Genomic DNA, 16,979 nt, shown 5'->3' with positions numbered 1-16,979 from the left:
GACAGGCGCAGGCGGGCGCTGTCGTCGAGGGTGCGCAGGTCGACAGCGCCGCGCTGGACCTGCACTTGCGCCTCACCGTCGAGGTAACGCACCGCGAAGCTGGTATCGCTGACGCTGGCGCGGACCGGTCCGGCATCGATTTCCAGCGGTAGCTCGCGTTCGGCGGCGACTTCGAAGAATGCCTCCCTTGTACAGCCGGGCCTGGTGTTGGCGTTCGTTGAAGCGGCTGGAGAATGCCGAGTTGGTGTTGAGCAGGACCTTCGAGCCATCCTCGAGTTGCAGGTGCTGGCGTTCGCCGGCCACGGTCAGGTGATCGGCCTGCAGGCGCAGGGGCAGGTTGCCGTGGATGCCGAGGGCGATCAGCAGCGCGGCGGCGCTGGCCAGGGGTTTCCAGTGCGGGCGCAGGCGTCGCGACAGTGACGGGCGCCGCTGTTGTTGCAGGACCTGGGCGGCGGCGAACACTGGCTGCGCATTCCAGGCGTCGCTGGCGCGCGCATAGGCCTGGGCATGGCGCGGGTCGGCGGCGTACCAGGCTTCGAAGGCGGCCTGTTGTTCGGCGCTCGGGTACTCCATCAGGATCAGCCAGTCCAGTGCCTGATCCATGGCCGGGTCGTGCGCACCTGCCCGGAGGCGGAAGGGCGCGGGTCTTGACTGTTTGTCACGGGTGTTCCTCGGCAACGGTTGCCACGGTTTGGTTCAACGGCCTTATGATTTTGAGCGATAGCGCTGGCTCTTGAGCTGACTGCCACGCGACCCGGGTCTGGAGCTTAAGGGCGATCCAATCGTTCGGCCACCTCGACACAGATCGCCATGATCAGTTTGAGCTCTTTTTGCACGGTGCTCAGGGACACGTCGAGCTGTTCGGCGATCTCCTGGTAACCGCGCCCGTGGAGGCGACTGAGGATGAAAATCCGTTGCTGGCGGGCACTCAACCGAGCGAGGCTGACGCTCAGGCGCTGGAGTATCTGCTCAGCGTGGGCGGCGTCTTCCGCCGTACTCAGGGGCGCGCGACATTCTGCATCACAGCCAACGGCACATCGTCCATCAGGGTGCGCGACTGGATACGGCGCGCGCGCAGATGATCCAGCGCCAGGTTGCGCGCGGTCTGGAACACGAAGGGTTCGAGGTGATCCACCGGGTGTTCGCTCAGGGCGCGGGTGACCCGCAGGTAGGTTTCCTGCAGCAGATCCTCGGCGGTGCTGGGGTTGTTGACCATGCGCTGCAAGGTCCGCAGCAGCGTGACACGCTGGGCGAGGAAGACAGTGTTGAAATGGGATTGACTCACGGAAGCACCGGACCGATGACAAGTTAATGATAATGCTTATCATCTGTATTGTTGGTCAAGCCCTGATACGCTCCTTGTTCTTCCAGTGTTTGAGGCATCCGGCTGATCGGACCCGCAGCGACCTACTACTGAGCCGGCCTGCTGGCGATGGCGCCCTGATGGGCGATACAAGATCGACCAGTTGCTGGAATCCAAACGAAACAAATAGGGTCGTTGCTCTTTTTGGATGCGTCACTGATAATGTTTCGCGAGGGCTCCTTAAAGAGCAGGGGTATTGAGCATCACGGCGACATTGGCTCAATACTGTGGATGTGCAAGGCTCGCCGGCCTTGTGGTAGCGGCAACCGGCAACAATGGTTGGCTTCCGACCCCTTTCTCGTGGTCACACGGGGACGTGCTAAGCGAAGCGCTGCGACTACCAGCCCTCATTATTTTCTTGAAAAGGTGCTCATCTTAGAGCTCCTTTTTTGCTTTCAGAGTGCCGACTTTCGTTGCGTGAGGACTACGGTGTAGTTTGTAGGCGGTCACCACCGAGTAGAAGTTGTTTCCCTCTGTGTCCAACTGTGGCGAAAGAATCACACATCCCTTTGCACTCTTCAGAAGGGTCAGGCGATAACCGTCTGCGGTGAGGTGAAACTCACATAGGATCTGTGCGCCCGGCGAACAGATGGTCGCTACATACATTGCAACATCGTGAATGCTCTTGCATCCCCACTTGGGAAGCTCGTGCCCGTGGCCTTGCCAGATATGATTGACTCCGAAGCCTTTGTTTACACCGACATGTTTACCCACCCTGAGATAGATTTCGCCCGCCGGTAACGTGAGGTTTCGACTGCTATAGCCTGGAATCAAGCCATAGCTTGGAAGGCCCGTCACGGGATGCGGTATGAAGTCATCTTCGTGCAAATTACAGTAATCGTGTAGGGGCTTGGGTGGTGAGGTCTGTGACAAGGAAGAGCATCCTTTGCGTTGTACTCCTGATTATGCACAAGCAAATAGGTGTTCAGACTGTTTGAAGTTTTAAGCAATAAAATTTTCGTATTGCGATGTGCTTGTTCAATATTCAGTCTGATATTGCGGTATTTGATTGGGGTAAAGAATTTTGCAGATTTTAAGTCGTTGTTTTTAGATGAATGTGTAGGCTGTTTCTTATTTATATGCTCAATTCATCAATATTTTGCTAGTAGATGAAGCGGTTTGCAAAAAAATCTCATATTTCCTACATGTTTCAGGTGTGGGAGAATATTGCGTGCGCGAAAGGTGAACGCTAGAGTCTGGTTGTCGCTGCAAATTCAGCGATACGGGTTTTGCAGCCCGGAATAGCAAAGGCGTACAGCGCCGCGAAAGCGGTTTTTGTGCTCGCTTCATGGTGAGCTGTGCGCAGGAGGCTTCGGCCTGCCGGTTCCTTTGCTCCGGTCTGCAAACCTGTGTACGGCTCGCCACCTTTCGTTTTGCAGCGTGGGTGACGAGTTCCTTATCTAGCAAAGGAGCTTTACCATGACCAAGAAGATCACCCCCGATCCGCCGACCGTTCGCAATGCCTCCAGTACGGCGGACAAAGAGATGTACCTGCGTAAATTCTCTGACGAATCTTCAAGCGAGGTTGCGCCGGTCCCGGCAAATACGGCTCGTTTGCTCGATACCCTCGCGCTCACCTGCTCCAAACCCATCATCCCCGTAGCCCCGCACAAGCCCACACTATTTGCCATTCAACCGGGCATCAGTGCCCAGGATGCGTTGACCTACGTTTCGAATCTGCTCGAAACAGCGGAGCTCAATGGCGATGAAATCAGCTTGCATACCAATCCCGTCGAACGGGCGTTGTTCTGGGGCATGTTGCATTCGGTGGAAGTGGCGCGCGCGGTGGTGGATGCGTTGTTGGAGGGGGCGTGCTTACCTGATCCCGCTTCACCGTCGTTGGACAGCCAATAAGCAAAAACGAAAAAACCGCCCAAAGCGCAATGCAGTCCACCCAAAATGTAGTTCACCTAATAAAGGGAGGTGAACACAGTACCTGTGGGAGCAGAGCTTGCTCGCGAAAGGGCCCTTGAAGTCGTTAAAAGCTTCGCGGGCAAGCTCCGCTCCCACAAGGTAAGGGTGGGCTTCTAATACCGTGTTTTCTTAAGTGAACGACGTTGTGTCAAAGGCGGGCTTTCAAAACCTTCGTATATCCCTCGGCGAAATCAATGCTTAAAGCATTTGAGCCCTGTCCGGGTGGCTAATGGAGCAAATCCTATGGATAAGCAAAGGACTCGTCAACGGTAGAGAGCGCTGACGCAGCGATAACGGTGTCACGTTCACCATCGCTATCGCCAGCGAGCTGGCTCCTACAAAATCGGTGTTTCACCACGAGATTTTGTCGAGCCTGCCCCGGCGTCCCGGCAAGCCAGGTTCCGCGAGGGATCGTGCTCAACCTGCCTGATCGGCGTTAACGCCGTGCCGCCAGATACGCCTCATAATCCGGCACCCGATACTCATGCGCCTGTTCCATCAACGGGCTGCTGAGCAGGTAATCGGCGCTGCACTCGTTGCAGGCCACGGGAATGTTCCACACCGCCGCGACCCGCAGCAACGCCTTGATATCCGGGTCGTGGGGCTGCGGTTCGAACGGGTCCCAGAAGAAAATCAGCATGTCCACCCGCTGCTCGGCAATACGCGCGCCCAACTGCTGGTCGCCGCCCAATGGGCCGCTGATCATACTCTCCACCGGCAGCCCCAGACGCTTGTTCAACAACAAACCGGTTGTGCCGGTGGCCACCAGTTCATGCTGAGCCAGACGCTCTTTCTGGCGCTCGGCCCAGTCCAGCAGAAACACTTTGCAATGGTCGTGGGCGACCAGGGCGATACGCTTGCGCGCCGCCATGGTGGTATGGGTAAAGCTGATCCCTATCATCGGTTCCTGCTGCACGCCTGTTCCTCGTTCCACGGTTATTCGGCGTTGCACAGCGCCAGGCAGTTATCCAGCATGCGGTTGGAGAAGCCCCACTCGTTGTCGTACCAGGCCAGGACCTTGAGCAGCTTGCCGCTGGCCTTGGTGTGGTTGGCGTCGAAGATCGACGACAGCGGGTTGTGGTTGAAATCGCTGGAAACCAGGGGCAGGGTGTTGTAACCGAGGATCTTCGAATGCTGGCTGGCTTCCTTGAGCAGGGCGTTGACCTCGTCGGCGCTGGCCTCGCGCTTGAGCTGCACGGTCAGGTCCACCAGGGACACGTTGATCACCGGCACGCGCACGGCCATGCCGGTCAGCTTGCCCGCCAGTTCCGGCAGCACCAGGCCGACGGCTTCGGCGGCGCCGGTCTTGCTCGGGATCATGTTCTGGGTCGCCGAGCGCGCGCGGTACGGGTCGGTGTGGTAGACGTCGGTCAGGTTCTGGTCGTTGGTGTAGGCGTGGATGGTGGTCATCAGGCCACTTTCGATGCCCAGCTCGCGGTGCAGCACCTGGGCCACCGGGGCCAGGCAGTTGGTGGTGCACGACGCGTTGGAAATGATCTGGTGCGACTGGCGCAGGATGTCATGGTTGACCCCGTACACCACGGTGGCATCGGCGCCTTTGGCCGGTGCCGAGATAATCACTTTGCGGGCCCCGGCGCTCAGGTGCGCGGCGGCCTTGGCGCGGTCGGTGAACAGGCCGGTGCACTCGAAAACCACGTCGATCTTCTCGGCGGCCCACGGCAGTTCGGCCGGGTTGCGGATCGCGCTGACGGCAATCCGGTCGCCGTTGACGGTCAGGCTTTCGTTGTCATGCTCTACGCTGGCATCAAAGGTGCCGTGAACCGTGTCGTACTTGAGCAGGTGGGCATTGATGGCGCTGTCGCCCAGGTCGTTGATGGCGACGACCTGCAGGTCCTGACGGTAACCTTGGGTATAGAGTGCGCGCAGGACGTTGCGGCCGATGCGGCCAAAACCGTTGATTGCGATTCGTAGAGTCATTTAGGGAAGCGCCTTCCATAGATTTGTTGTTGGAATTACAAGATTATTCGCATAAAAATAGAAAACAAGCCTTTTTAGTGGCAATATTTTGTTTTATCTACAACGAGTGACCTGAGTCAACGGGTCCGGATGATTGCAAAGCCCCGTCGTATGAGGCTTTCGGTCAGCTAGGAACCACAGGTCGCCACATCCGTTAGCCTGGAGTTCTACACATGCATCCCCGCGTTCTAGAGGTCACCGAACGGCTTGTCGCCCGCAGCCGCGCTACTCGCCAGGCGTATCTGGCACTGATTCATGGCGCCGCCAGCGATGGCCCGATGCGCGGCAAGCTGCAATGCGCGAACTTTGCCCACGGCGTGGCCGGGTGTGGCAGCGACGACAAGCAGAACCTGCGTCTGATGAACGCCGCCAACGTGGCGATCGTTTCCTCCTATAACGACATGCTTTCCGCGCACCAGCCTTACGAAAACTATCCGCAACAGATCAAGCATGCCCTGCGCGAAATCGGCTCGGTCGGCCAGTTCGCTGGCGGTGTACCGGCCATGTGCGATGGCGTGACCCAGGGCGAGCCGGGCATGGAGCTGGGTATCGCCAGTCGCGAAGTGATCGCGATGTCCACCGCCGTGGCGCTGTCGCACAACATGTTCGATGCGGCGATGATGCTCGGCATCTGTGACAAGATCGTGCCCGGCCTGTTGATGGGCGCCTTGCGCTTCGGTCACCTGCCAACCATCTTCGTGCCCGGCGGGCCGATGGTCTCGGGGATTTCCAACAAGGAAAAGGCCGATGTGCGCCAGCGCTATGCCGAAGGCAAGGCCAGCCGCGAGGAGCTGCTGGAATCGGAGATGAAGTCCTACCACAGCCCCGGCACCTGCACCTTCTACGGCACCGCCAACACCAACCAGTTGCTGATGGAAGTCATGGGCCTGCACTTGCCGGGCTCGTCCTTCGTCAACCCCAATACCCCGCTGCGCGATGCCCTGACCCGCGAAGCGGCGCACCAGATCACCCGCCTGACCAAACAGAGCGGCAGCTTCATGCCCCTGGGTGAGATTGTAGACGAGCGTTCGCTGGTCAACTCGATCGTCGCGCTGCACGCCACCGGCGGTTCCACCAACCACACCCTGCACATGCCGGCGATCGCCCAGGCGGCCGGTATCCAGCTGACCTGGCAGGACATGGCCGACCTTTCCGAGGTGGTGCCGACCCTGTCCCACGTCTATCCGAACGGCAAGGCCGATATCAACCACTTCCAGGCGGCGGGCGGCATGGCCTTCCTGATCCGCGAACTGCTGGAAGCCGGCTTGTTGCACGAAGAGGTCAACACCGTGGCCGGCTTCGGCCTCAGCCGCTACACCCAGGAGCCGTTCCTGCAGAACGGCGAACTGGTCTGGCGCGACGGCCCGATCGAAAGCCTCGATGAAAACATCCTGCGCCCGGTGGCCCGTGCCTTCTCCCCTGAGGGCGGCCTGCGGGTGATGGAAGGCAACCTCGGGCGTGGCGTGATGAAAGTTTCCGCCGTGGCAGTGGAACACCAGATCGTCGAAGCCCCGGCGGTGGTGTTCCAGGACCAGCAGGACCTGGCCGACGCGTTCAAGGCCGGCTTGCTGGAGAAGGATTTCGTCGCGGTGATGCGCTTCCAGGGGCCGCGCTCCAACGGTATGCCTGAACTGCACAAGATGACCCCGTTCCTCGGCGTGCTGCAGGACCGTGGCTTCAAGGTCGCGCTGGTCACCGACGGTCGGATGTCCGGGGCTTCGGGCAAGATTCCGGCGGCCATCCATGTCTGCCCCGAAGCCCATGTCGGCGGTGCGCTGGCGCGGGTCCGCGATGGCGACATGATTCGCGTGGATGGGGTCAAGGGCACCTTGCGGGTGCTGGTGGACGACGCGAGTTCGCCGCGCGCACGCCTGCGATCGGCCTGTTGGGTAATCATATCGGCTGTGGCCGTGAACTCTTCGGCTTCATGCGCATGGCCTTCAGCTCGGCGGAGCAGGGCGCCAGCGCGTTCACGTCGGCCCTGGAGCACCTTGAATGAAGTTGGCGTTGGTAGGCGATATCGGCGGGACCAATGCGCGGTTCGCGCTGTGGAAGGACAATGCCCTGGATTCGGTCAAGGTCCTGGCGACCGTCGATCATGCCAGCCCCGAGGAGGCGATCAAGGTCTACCTCGACGGCCTCGGCCTGGCGCCGGGAGCGGTCGGCGCCGTATGCCTGTCGGTGGCCGGTCCGGTGGGCGGCGACGAGTTCCGTTTCACCAACAACCACTGGCGCCTGAGCCGCCAGGCATTCTGCGCGACCTTGCAGGTCGACGAGCTGTTGCTGGTCAATGATTTTTCGGCCATGGCCCTGGGCATGACCCGGTTGGCGCGGGCGATTACCGCGTGGTCTGCGAAGGTACGCCGGAGCCGTTGCGTCCGGCGGTGGTGATCGGTCCCGGCACCGGGCTGGGCGTGGGCACCCTGCTGGATCTGGGCGAGCAGCGTTTCATGGCCTTGCCGGGGGAGGGCGGGCATGTCGACCTGCCCTTGAGCAGTCCGCGCGAGACTCAGTTGTGGCAGCATATCTACAATGAAATCGGGCATGTCAGCGCCGAGACCGCCTTGAGTGGCGGCGGTTTGCCACGGGTCTACCGGGCGATCTGCGCGGTGGACGGGCATGTGCCGGTGCTGGAAACGCCGGAGTCGATTACCGCTGCCGGCCTGGCGGGTGATCCGATTGCCCGGGAAGTGCTGGAGCAGTTCAGTTGCTGGTTGGGCCGGGTCGCGGGCAACAACGTACTGACCACGGGCGCGCGCGGTGGGGTGTATATCGTCGGTGGGGTGATCCCGCGGTTTGCCGACTTTTTCATCCACAGCGGTTTTGCCAGGTGCTTCGCCGACAAAGGTTGCATGAGCGACTACTTCAAGGGTATTCCGGTGTGGCTGGTGACGGCACCGTATTCCGGGCTGATTGGCGCGGGGGTGGCGTTGCAGCAGGCGTTCGCGCACTGATTAAGGAAATTTGAAGCCGAGCACGGTTTTGTGGCGAGCGGGCTTGCCCGCGCTGGGCGTGCGAAGCGCCCTAAAACCATGGCTCGCGGTTTTCAGTAAAAACGCATCTGGTTTTAGGGGCGCTTCGCCCCCAGCGCGGGCAAGCCCGCTCGCCACAAAACCGTGCTCGGCTTCAAATTTCCTTAATCAGTGCGCGAACGCCTGCTGCAACGCCACCCCCGCGCCAATCAGCCCGGAATACGGTGCCGTCACCAGCCACACCGGAATACCCTTGAAGTAGTCGCTCATGCAACCTTTGTCGGCGAAGCACCTGGCAAAACCGCTGTGGATGAAAAAGTCGGCAAACCGCGGGATCACCCCACCGACGATATACACCCCACCGCGCGCGCCCGTGGTCAGTACGTTGTTGCCCGCGACCCGGCCCAACCAGCAACTGAACTGCTCCAGCACTTCCCGGGCAATCGGATCACCCGCCAGGCCGGCAGCGGTAATCGACTCCGGCGTTTCCAGCACCGGCACATGCCCGTCCACCGCGCAGATCGCCCGGTAGACCCGTGGCAAACCGCCGCCACTCAAGGCGGTCTCGGCGCTGACATGCCCGATTTCATTGTAGATATGCTGCCACAACTGAGTCTCGCGCGGACTGCTCAAGGGCAGGTCGACATGCCCGCCCTCCCCCGGCAAGGCCATGAAACGCTGCTCGCCCAGATCCAGCAGGGTGCCCACGCCCAGCCCGGTGCCGGGACCGATCACCACCGCCGGACGCAACGGCTCCGGCGTACCTTCGCAGACCACGCGGTAATCGCCCGGCGCCAACCGGGTCATGCCCAGGGCCATGGCCGAAAAATCATTGACCAGCAACAGCTCGTCGACCTGCAAGGTCGCGCAGAATGCCTGGCGGCTCAGGCGCCAGTGGTTGTTGGTGAAACGGAACTCGTCGCCGCCCACCGGACCGGCCACCGACAGGCATACGGCGCCGACCGCTCCCGGCGCCAGGCCGAGGCCGTCGAGGTAGACCTTGATCGCCTCCTCGGGGCTGGCATGATCGACGGTCGCCAGGACCTTGACCGAATCCAGGGCATTGTCCTTCCACAGCGCGAACCGCGCATTGGTCCCGCCGATATCGCCTACCAACGCCAACTTCATTCAAGGTGCTCCAGGGCCGACGTGAACGCGCTGGCGCCCTGCTCCGCCGAGCTGAAGGCCATGCGCATGAAGCCGAAGAGTTCACGGCCACAGCCGATATGATTACCCAACAGGCCGATCGCAGGCGTGCGCGCGGCGAACTCGGCGTCGTCCACCAGCACCCGCAAGGTGCCCTTGACCCCATCCACGCGAATCATGTCGCCATCGCGGACCCGCGCCAGCGCACCGCCGACATGGGCTTCGGGGCAGACATGGATGGCCGCCGGAATCTTGCCCGAAGCCCCGGACATCCGACCGTCGGTGACCAGCGCGACCTTGAAGCCACGGTCCTGCAGCACGCCGAGGAACGGGGTCATCTTGTGCAGTTCAGGCATACCGTTGGAGCGCGGCCCCTGGAAGCGCATCACCGCGACGAAATCCTTCTCCAGCAAGCCGGCCTTGAACGCGTCGGCCAGGTCCTGCTGGTCCTGGAACACCACCGCCGGGGCTTCGACGATCTGGTGTTCCACTGCCACGGCGGAAACTTTCATCACGCCACGCCCGAGGTTGCCTTCCATCACCCGCAGGCCGCCCTCAGGGGAGAAGGCACGGGCCACCGGGCGCAGGATGTTTTCATCGAGGCTTTCGATCGGGCCGTCGCGCCAGACCAGTTCGCCGTTCTGCAGGAACGGCTCCTGGGTGTAGCGGCTGAGGCCGAAGCCGGCCACGGTGTTGACCTCTTCGTGCAACAAGCCGGCTTCCAGCAGTTCGCGGATCAGGAAGGCCATGCCGCCCGCCGCCTGGAAGTGGTTGATATCGGCCTTGCCGTTCGGATAGACGTGGGACAGGGTCGGCACCACCTCGGAAAGGTCGGCCATGTCCTGCCAGGTCAGCTGGATACCGGCCGCCTGGGCGATCGCCGGCATGTGCAGGGTGTGGTTGGTGGAACCGCCGGTGGCGTGCAGCGCGACGATCGAGTTGACCAGCGAACGCTCGTCTACAATCTCACCCAGGGGCATGAAGCTGCCGCTCTGTTTGGTCAGGCGGGTGATCTGGTGCGCCGCTTCGCGGGTCAGGGCATCGCGCAGCGGGGTATTGGGGTTGACGAAGGACGAGCCCGGCAAGTGCAGGCCCATGACTTCCATCAGCAACTGGTTGGTGTTGGCGGTGCCGTAGAAGGTGCAGGTGCCGGGGCTGTGGTAGGACTTCATCTCCGATTCCAGCAGCTCCTCGCGGCTGGCCTTGCCTTCGGCATAGCGCTGGCGCACATCGGCCTTTTCCTTGTTGGAAATCCCCGAGACCATCGGCCCGCCGGGCACGAAGATGGTTGGCAGGTGACCGAAGCGCAAGGCGCCCATCAACAGGCCGGGCACGATCTTGTCACAGATGCCGAGCATCATCGCCGCATCGAACATGTTGTGCGACAGCGCCACGGCGGTGGACATCGCGATCACTTCGCGACTGGCGATACCCAGCTCCATGCCCGGCTCGCCCTGGGTCACGCCATCGCACATGGCCGGTACACCGCCAGCGAACTGGCCGACCGAGCCGATTTCGCGCAGGGCATGCTTGATCTGTTGCGGATAGTTTTCGTAAGGCTGGTGCGCGGAAAGCATGTCGTTATAGGAGGAAACGATCGCCACGTTGGCGGCGTTCATCAGACGCAGGTTCTGCTTGTCGTCGCTGCCACACCCGGCCACGCCGTGGGCAAAGTTCGCGCATTGCAGCTTGCCGCGCATCGGGCCATCGCTGGCGGCGCCATGAATCAGTGCCAGATACGCCTGGCGAGTAGCGCGGCTGCGGGCGACAAGCCGTTCGGTGACCTCTAGAACGCGGGGATGCATGTGTAGAACTCCAGGCTAACGGATGTGGCGACCTGTGGTTCCTAGCTGACCGAAAGCCTCATACGACGGGGCTTTGCAATCATCCGGACCCGTTGACTCAGGTCACTCGTTGTAGATAAAACAAAATATTGCCACTAAAAAGGCTTGTTTTCTATTTTTATGCGAATAATCTTGTAATTCCAACAACAAATCTATGGAAGGCGCTTCCCTAAATGACTCTACGAATCGCAATCAACGGTTTTGGCCGCATCGGCCGCAACGTCCTGCGCGCACTCTATACCCAAGGTTACCGTCAGGACCTGCAGGTCGTCGCCATCAACGACCTGGGCGACAGCGCCATCAATGCCCACCTGCTCAAGTACGACACGGTTCACGGCACCTTTGATGCCAGCGTAGAGCATGACAACGAAAGCCTGACCGTCAACGGCGACCGGATTGCCGTCAGCGCGATCCGCAACCCGGCCGAACTGCCGTGGGCCGCCGAGAAGATCGACGTGGTTTTCGAGTGCACCGGCCTGTTCACCGACCGCGCCAAGGCCGCCGCGCACCTGAGCGCCGGGGCCCGCAAAGTGATTATCTCGGCACCGGCCAAAGGCGCCGATGCCACCGTGGTGTACGGGGTCAACCATGACATCCTGCGCCAGTCGCACCAGATCATTTCCAACGCGTCGTGCACCACCAACTGCCTGGCCCCGGTGGCCCAGGTGCTGCACCGCGAGCTGGGCATCGAAAGTGGCCTGATGACCACCATCCACGCCTACACCAACGACCAGAACCTGACCGACGTCTACCACACCGACCCGTACCGCGCGCGCTCGGCGACCCAGAACATGATCCCGAGCAAGACCGGCGCCGCCGAAGCCGTCGGCCTGGTGCTGCCGGAACTGGCGGGCAAGCTGACCGGCATGGCCGTGCGCGTGCCGGTGATCAACGTGTCCCTGGTGGACCTGACCGTGCAGCTCAAGCGCGAGGCCAGCGCCGACGAGGTCAACGCCCTGCTCAAGGAAGCCAGCCAGCATTCGAAGATCCTCGGTTACAACACCCTGCCCCTGGTTTCCAGCGATTTCAACCACAACCCGCTGTCGTCGATCTTCGACGCCAACCACACCAAGGCCAGCGGCAAGCTGCTCAAGGTCCTGGCCTGGTACGACAACGAGTGGGGCTTCTCCAACCGCATGCTGGATAACTGCCTGGCGCTGTGCAACGCCGAATAACCGTGGAACGAGGAACAGGCGTGCAGCAGGAACCGATGATAGGGATCAGCTTTACCCATACCACCATGGCGGCGCGCAAGCGTATCGCCCTGGTCGCCCACGACCATTGCAAAGTGTTTCTGCTGGACTGGGCCGAGCGCCAGAAAGAGCGTCTGGCTCAGCATGAACTGGTGGCCACCGGCACAACCGGTTTGTTGTTGAACAAGCGTCTGGGGCTGCCGGTGGAGAGTATGATCAGCGGCCCATTGGGCGGCGACCAGCAGTTGGGCGCGCGTATTGCCGAGCAGCGGGTGGACATGCTGATTTTCTTCTGGGACCCGTTCGAACCGCAGCCCCACGACCCGGATATCAAGGCGTTGCTGCGGGTCGCGGCGGTGTGGAACATTCCCGTGGCCTGCAACGAGTGCAGCGCCGATTACCTGCTCAGCAGCCCGTTGATGGAACAGGCGCATGAGTATCGGGTGCCGGATTATGAGGCGTATCTGGCGGCACGGCGTTAACGCCGATCAGGCAGGTTGAGCACGATCCCTCGCGGAACCTGGCTTGCCGGGACGCCGGGGCAGGCTCGACAAAATCTCGTGGTGAAACACCGATTTTGTAGGAGCCAGCTCGCTGGCGATAGCGATGGTGAACGTGACACCGTTATCGCTGCGTCAGCGCTCTCTACCGTTGACGAGTCCTTTGCTTATCCATAGGATTTGCTCCATTAGCCACCCGGACAGGGCTCAAATGCTTTAAGCATTGATTTCGCCGAGGGATATACGAAGGTTTTGAAAGCCCGCCTTTGACACAACGTCGTTCACTTAAGAAAACACGGTATTAGAAGCCCACCCTTACCTTGTGGGAGCGGAGCTTGCCCGCGAAGCTTTTAACGACTTCAAGGGCCCTTTCGCGAGCAAGCTCTGCTCCCACAGGTACTGTGTTCACCTCCCTTTATTAGGTGAACTACATTTTGGGTGGACTGCATTGCGCTTTGGGCGGTTTTTTCGTTTTGCTTATTGGCTGTCCAACGACGGTGAAGCGGGATCAGGTAAGCACGCCCCCTCCAACAACGCATCCACCACCGCGCGCGCCACTTCCACCGAATGCAACATGCCCCAGAACAACGCCCGTTCGACGGGATTGGTATGCAAGCTGATTTCATCGCCATTGAGCTCCGCTGTTTCGAGCAGATTCGAAACGTAGGTCAACGCATCCTGGGCACTGATGCCCGGTTGAATGGCAAATAGTGTGGGCTTGTGCGGGGCTACGGGGATGATGGGTTTGGAGCAGGTGAGCGCGAGGGTATCGAGCAAACGAGCCGTATTTGCCGGGACCGGCGCAACCTCGCTTGAAGATTCGTCAGAGAATTTACGCAGGTACATCTCTTTGTCCGCCGTACTGGAGGCATTGCGAACGGTCGGCGGATCGGGGGTGATCTTCTTGGTCATGGTAAAGCTCCTTTGCTAGATAAGGAACTCGTCACCCACGCTGCAAAACGAAAGGTGGCGAGCCGTACACAGGTTTGCAGACCGGAGCAAAGGAACCGGCAGGCCGAAGCCTCCTGCGCACAGCTCACCATGAAGCGAGCACAAAAACCGCTTTCGCGGCGCTGTACGCCTTTGCTATTCCGGGCTGCAAAACCCGTATCGCTGAATTTGCAGCGACAACCAGACTCTAGCGTTCACCTTTCGCGCACGCAATATTCTCCCACACCTGAAACATGTAGGAAATATGAGATTTTTTTGCAAACCGCTTCATCTACTAGCAAAATATTGATGAATTGAGCATATAAATAAGAAACAGCCTACACATTCATCTAAAAACAACGACTTAAAATCTGCAAAATTCTTTACCCCAATCAAATACCGCAATATCAGACTGAATATTGAACAAGCACATCGCAATACGAAAATTTTATTGCTTAAAACTTCAAACAGTCTGAACACCTATTTGCTTGTGCATAATCAGGAGTACAACGCAAAGGATGCTCTTCCTTGTCACAGACCTCACCACCCAAGCCCCTACACGATTACTGTAATTTGCACGAAGATGACTTCATACCGCATCCCGTGACGGGCCTTCCAAGCTATGGCTTGATTCCAGGCTATAGCAGTCGAAACCTCACGTTACCGGCGGGCGAAATCTATCTCAGGGTGGGTAAACATGTCGGTGTAAACAAAGGCTTCGGAGTCAATCATATCTGGCAAGGCCACGGGCACGAGCTTCCCAAGTGGGGATGCAAGAGCATTCACGATGTTGCAATGTATGTAGCGACCATCTGTTCGCCGGGCGCACAGATCCTATGTGAGTTTCACCTCACCGCAGACGGTTATCGCCTGACCCTTCTGAAGAGTGCAAAGGGATGTGTGATTCTTTCGCCACAGTTGGACACAGAGGGAAACAACTTCTACTCGGTGGTGACCGCCTACAAACTACACCGTAGTCCTCACGCAACGAAAGTCGGCACTCTGAAAGCAAAAAAGGAGCTCTAAGATGAGCACCTTTTCAAGAAAATAATGAGGGCTGGTAGTCGCAGCGCTTCGCTTAGCACGTCCCCGTGTGACCACGAGAAAGGGGTCGGAAGCCAACCATTGTTGCCGGTTGCCGCTACCACAAGGCCGGCGAGCCTTGCACATCCACAGTATTGAGCCAATGTCGCCGTGATGCTCAATACCCCTGCTCTTTAAGGAGCCTCGCGAAACATTATCAGTGACGCATCCAAAAAGAGCAACGACCCTATTTGTTTCGTTTGGATTCCAGCAACTGGTCGATCTTGTATCGCCCATCAGGGCGCCATCGCCAGCAGGCCGGCTCAGTAGTAGGTCGCTGCGGGTCCGATCAGCCGGATGCCTCAAACACTGGAAGAACAAGGAGCGTATCAGGGCTTGACCAACAATACAGATGATAAGCATTATCATTAACTTGTCATCGGTCCGGTGCTTCCGTGAGTCAATCCCATTTCAACACTGTCTTCCTCGCCCAGCGTGTCACGCTGCTGCGGACCTTGCAGCGCATGGTCAACAACCCCAGCACCGCCGAGGATCTGCTGCAGGAAACCTACCTGCGGGTCACCCGCGCCCTGAGCGAACACCCGGTGGATCACCTCGAACCCTTCGTGTTCCAGACCGCGCGCAACCTGGCGCTGGATCATCTGCGCGCGCGCCGTATCCAGTCGCGCACCCTGATGGACGATGTGCCGTTGGCTGTGATGCAGAATGTCGCCGCGCCCCTGAGTACGGCGGAAGACGCCGCCCACGCTGAGCAGATACTCCAGCGCCTGAGCGTCAGCCTCGCTCGGTTGAGTGCCCGCCAGCAACGGATTTTCATCCTCAGTCGCCTCCACGGGCGCGGTTACCAGGAGATCGCCGAACAGCTCGACGTGTCCCTGAGCACCGTGCAAAAAGAGCTCAAACTGATCATGGCGATCTGTGTCGAGGTGGCCGAACGATTGGATCGCCCTTAAGCTCCAGACCCGGGTCGCGTGGCAGTCAGCTCAAGAGCCAGCGCTATCGCTCAAAATCATAAGGCCGTTGAACCAAACCGTGGCAACCGTTGCCGAGGAACACCCGTGACAACAGTCAAGACCCGCGCCCTTCCGCCTCCGGGCAGGTGCCGCACGACCCGGCCATGGATCAGGCACTGGACTGGCTGATCCTGATGGAGTACCCGAGCGCCGAACAACAGGCCGCCTTCGAAGCCTGGTACGCCGCCGACCCGCGCCATGCCCAGGCCTATGCGCGCGCCAGCGACGCCTGGAATGCGCAGCCAGTGTTCGCCGCCGCCCAGGTCCTGCAACAACAGCGGCGCCCGTCACTGTCGCGACGCCTGCGCCCGCACTGGAAACCCCTGGCCAGCGCCGCCGCGCTGCTGATCGCCCTCGGCATCCACGGCAACCTGCCCCTGCGCCTGCAGGCCGATCACCTGACCGTGGCCGGCGAACGCCAGCACCTGCAACTCGAGGATGGCTCGAAGGTCCTGCTCAACACCAACTCGGCATTCTCCAGCCGCTTCAACGAACGCCAACACCAGGCCCGGCTGTACAAGGGCGAGGCATTCTTCGAAGTCGCCGCCGAACGCGAGCTACCGCTGGAAATCGATGCCGGACCGGTCCGCGCCAGCGTCAGCGATACCAGCTTCGCGGTGCGTTACCTCGACGGTGAGGCGCAAGTGCAGGTCCAGCGCGGCGCTGTCGACCTGCGCACCCTCGACGACAGCGCCCGCCTGCGCCTGTCCGCCGGCAACAGTGTACGGGTCGGTCCCACGGCTTCGGGCGCCCGGAAAAGCTCGATGCGCAGAAGGACCTGGCCTGGGTCCAGGGCCGCCTGGTGTTCGAAAATTGCCCGATGAGCCAGGTGCTGGCCGAACTGCGCCGCTATTACCCCGGCTGGATCATCAACAACAACGAGCACCTGGCCCAAGTCGCCGTTACTGGCAACTACCGCCTGGACAAGCCCCTGGACGTGGTCCGCGCCCTGGCCCAGATCACCTCCGCCAAGGTCTCGGAGTACCCGGCACTGGTGATTCTCAACTGAGAACAGTTATTTTTACGCGATAGCCCTCGGTGATTCGTCTCGTTATATCCAATGCAAGTGATTCTCATTTGAAC

General features: G+C 60.2%; 11 protein-coding genes and 5 pseudogenes. 8 read left to right on the top strand and 8 right to left on the bottom strand.

Annotation, left to right across the window (positions count from 1 at the left end; genetic code table 11):
* The 3 genes and pseudogenes from PFEN_RS20160 to PFEN_RS20150 form a co-directional block, all read right to left on the bottom strand.
* Positions 1-603: pseudogene (locus PFEN_RS20160) on the bottom strand (FecR family protein); the annotation flags it as partial.
* 164 nt (positions 604-767) lie between these two features.
* Positions 768-1,285 (bottom strand): annotated as a pseudogene (locus PFEN_RS20155) (RNA polymerase sigma factor).
* Between the two features lie 453 nt (positions 1,286-1,738).
* Entirely contained in the window at positions 1,739-2,191 is a 453-nt protein-coding gene (locus PFEN_RS20150) for a hypothetical protein (protein ID WP_224770957.1), read from the bottom strand.
* A gap of 591 nt (positions 2,192-2,782) precedes the next feature.
* On the opposite strand from PFEN_RS20150, the gene PFEN_RS20145 reads away from it, so the two are divergent.
* A complete protein-coding gene (locus PFEN_RS20145; RefSeq protein WP_191487337.1) occupies positions 2,783-3,217 on the top strand; it encodes a hypothetical protein in 435 nt (144 codons plus the stop codon).
* 496 nt (positions 3,218-3,713) lie between these two features.
* On the opposite strand, the gene PFEN_RS20140 is transcribed toward PFEN_RS20145, so the two are convergent.
* A complete protein-coding gene (locus tag PFEN_RS20140; RefSeq protein WP_191487488.1) occupies positions 3,714-4,178 on the bottom strand; it encodes a methylglyoxal synthase in 465 nt (154 codons plus the stop codon).
* 35 nt (positions 4,179-4,213) lie between these two features.
* Positions 4,214-5,215: a type I glyceraldehyde-3-phosphate dehydrogenase gene (gap, locus tag PFEN_RS20135; RefSeq protein ID WP_191487336.1), complete on the bottom strand. Its 1,002-nt coding sequence runs from the start codon at positions 5,213-5,215 to the stop codon at positions 4,214-4,216.
* A gap of 212 nt (positions 5,216-5,427) precedes the next feature.
* Between gap (PFEN_RS20135) and edd (PFEN_RS20130) the strand changes: the two are divergent.
* Positions 5,428-7,253: pseudogene (gene edd, locus PFEN_RS20130) on the top strand (phosphogluconate dehydratase).
* Positions 7,250-8,208, top strand: a pseudogene (locus PFEN_RS20125) (glucokinase). The pseudogenes edd (PFEN_RS20130) and PFEN_RS20125 overlap by 4 nt, the downstream one beginning before the upstream one ends.
* A gap of 186 nt (positions 8,209-8,394) precedes the next feature.
* On the opposite strand, the gene PFEN_RS20120 reads toward PFEN_RS20125, so the two are convergent.
* Both PFEN_RS20120 and edd (PFEN_RS20115) read right to left on the bottom strand, forming a co-directional pair.
* Positions 8,395-9,354, bottom strand: coding sequence for a glucokinase (locus PFEN_RS20120; RefSeq protein ID WP_191487334.1), 960 nt, complete (start codon positions 9,352-9,354; stop codon positions 8,395-8,397).
* Entirely contained in the window at positions 9,351-11,177 is a 1,827-nt protein-coding gene (gene edd, locus PFEN_RS20115; RefSeq protein ID WP_191487335.1) for a phosphogluconate dehydratase, read from the bottom strand. The genes PFEN_RS20120 and edd (PFEN_RS20115) overlap by 4 nt, the downstream gene beginning before the upstream one ends.
* Positions 11,178-11,389: 212 nt before the next feature.
* Between edd (PFEN_RS20115) and gap (PFEN_RS20110) the strand changes: the two genes are divergently transcribed.
* Positions 11,390-12,391, top strand: coding sequence for a type I glyceraldehyde-3-phosphate dehydrogenase (gene gap / locus PFEN_RS20110; RefSeq protein WP_191487336.1), 1,002 nt, complete (start codon positions 11,390-11,392; stop codon positions 12,389-12,391).
* A gap of 35 nt (positions 12,392-12,426) precedes the next feature.
* Positions 12,427-12,891, top strand: a complete 465-nt coding sequence (locus tag PFEN_RS20105) for a methylglyoxal synthase (RefSeq protein WP_191487488.1) — start codon at positions 12,427-12,429, stop codon at positions 12,889-12,891.
* A gap of 495 nt (positions 12,892-13,386) precedes the next feature.
* On the opposite strand, the gene PFEN_RS20100 is transcribed toward PFEN_RS20105, so the two are convergent.
* Positions 13,387-13,821: a hypothetical protein gene (locus PFEN_RS20100; RefSeq protein ID WP_191487337.1), complete on the bottom strand. Its 435-nt coding sequence runs from the start codon at positions 13,819-13,821 to the stop codon at positions 13,387-13,389.
* Positions 13,822-14,412: 591 nt separating this feature from the next.
* On the opposite strand from PFEN_RS20100, the gene PFEN_RS20095 reads away from it, so the two are divergent.
* The 3 genes and pseudogenes from PFEN_RS20095 (at position 14,413) to PFEN_RS20085 (ending at position 16,905) form a co-directional block, all read left to right on the top strand.
* On the top strand, positions 14,413-14,865 hold the full coding sequence (locus tag PFEN_RS20095; protein WP_224770957.1) for a hypothetical protein: 453 nt from the start codon (positions 14,413-14,415) through the stop codon (positions 14,863-14,865).
* 452 nt (positions 14,866-15,317) lie between these two features.
* A complete protein-coding gene (locus tag PFEN_RS20090) occupies positions 15,318-15,836 on the top strand; it encodes an RNA polymerase sigma factor (protein WP_191487338.1) in 519 nt (172 codons plus the stop codon).
* A gap of 164 nt (positions 15,837-16,000) precedes the next feature.
* A pseudogene (locus PFEN_RS20085) lies at positions 16,001-16,905 on the top strand (FecR family protein).
* The last annotated feature ends 74 nt before the right edge of the window (positions 16,906-16,979 follow it).

It is taken from the genome of Pseudomonas sp. FEN (genome assembly GCF_904067045.1).
Lineage (GTDB): Bacteria > Pseudomonadota > Gammaproteobacteria > Pseudomonadales > Pseudomonadaceae > Aquipseudomonas.
The sequence above is the reverse complement of the archived record's forward strand: the minus strand, read 5'-3'. Positions and strand labels throughout refer to the sequence as shown.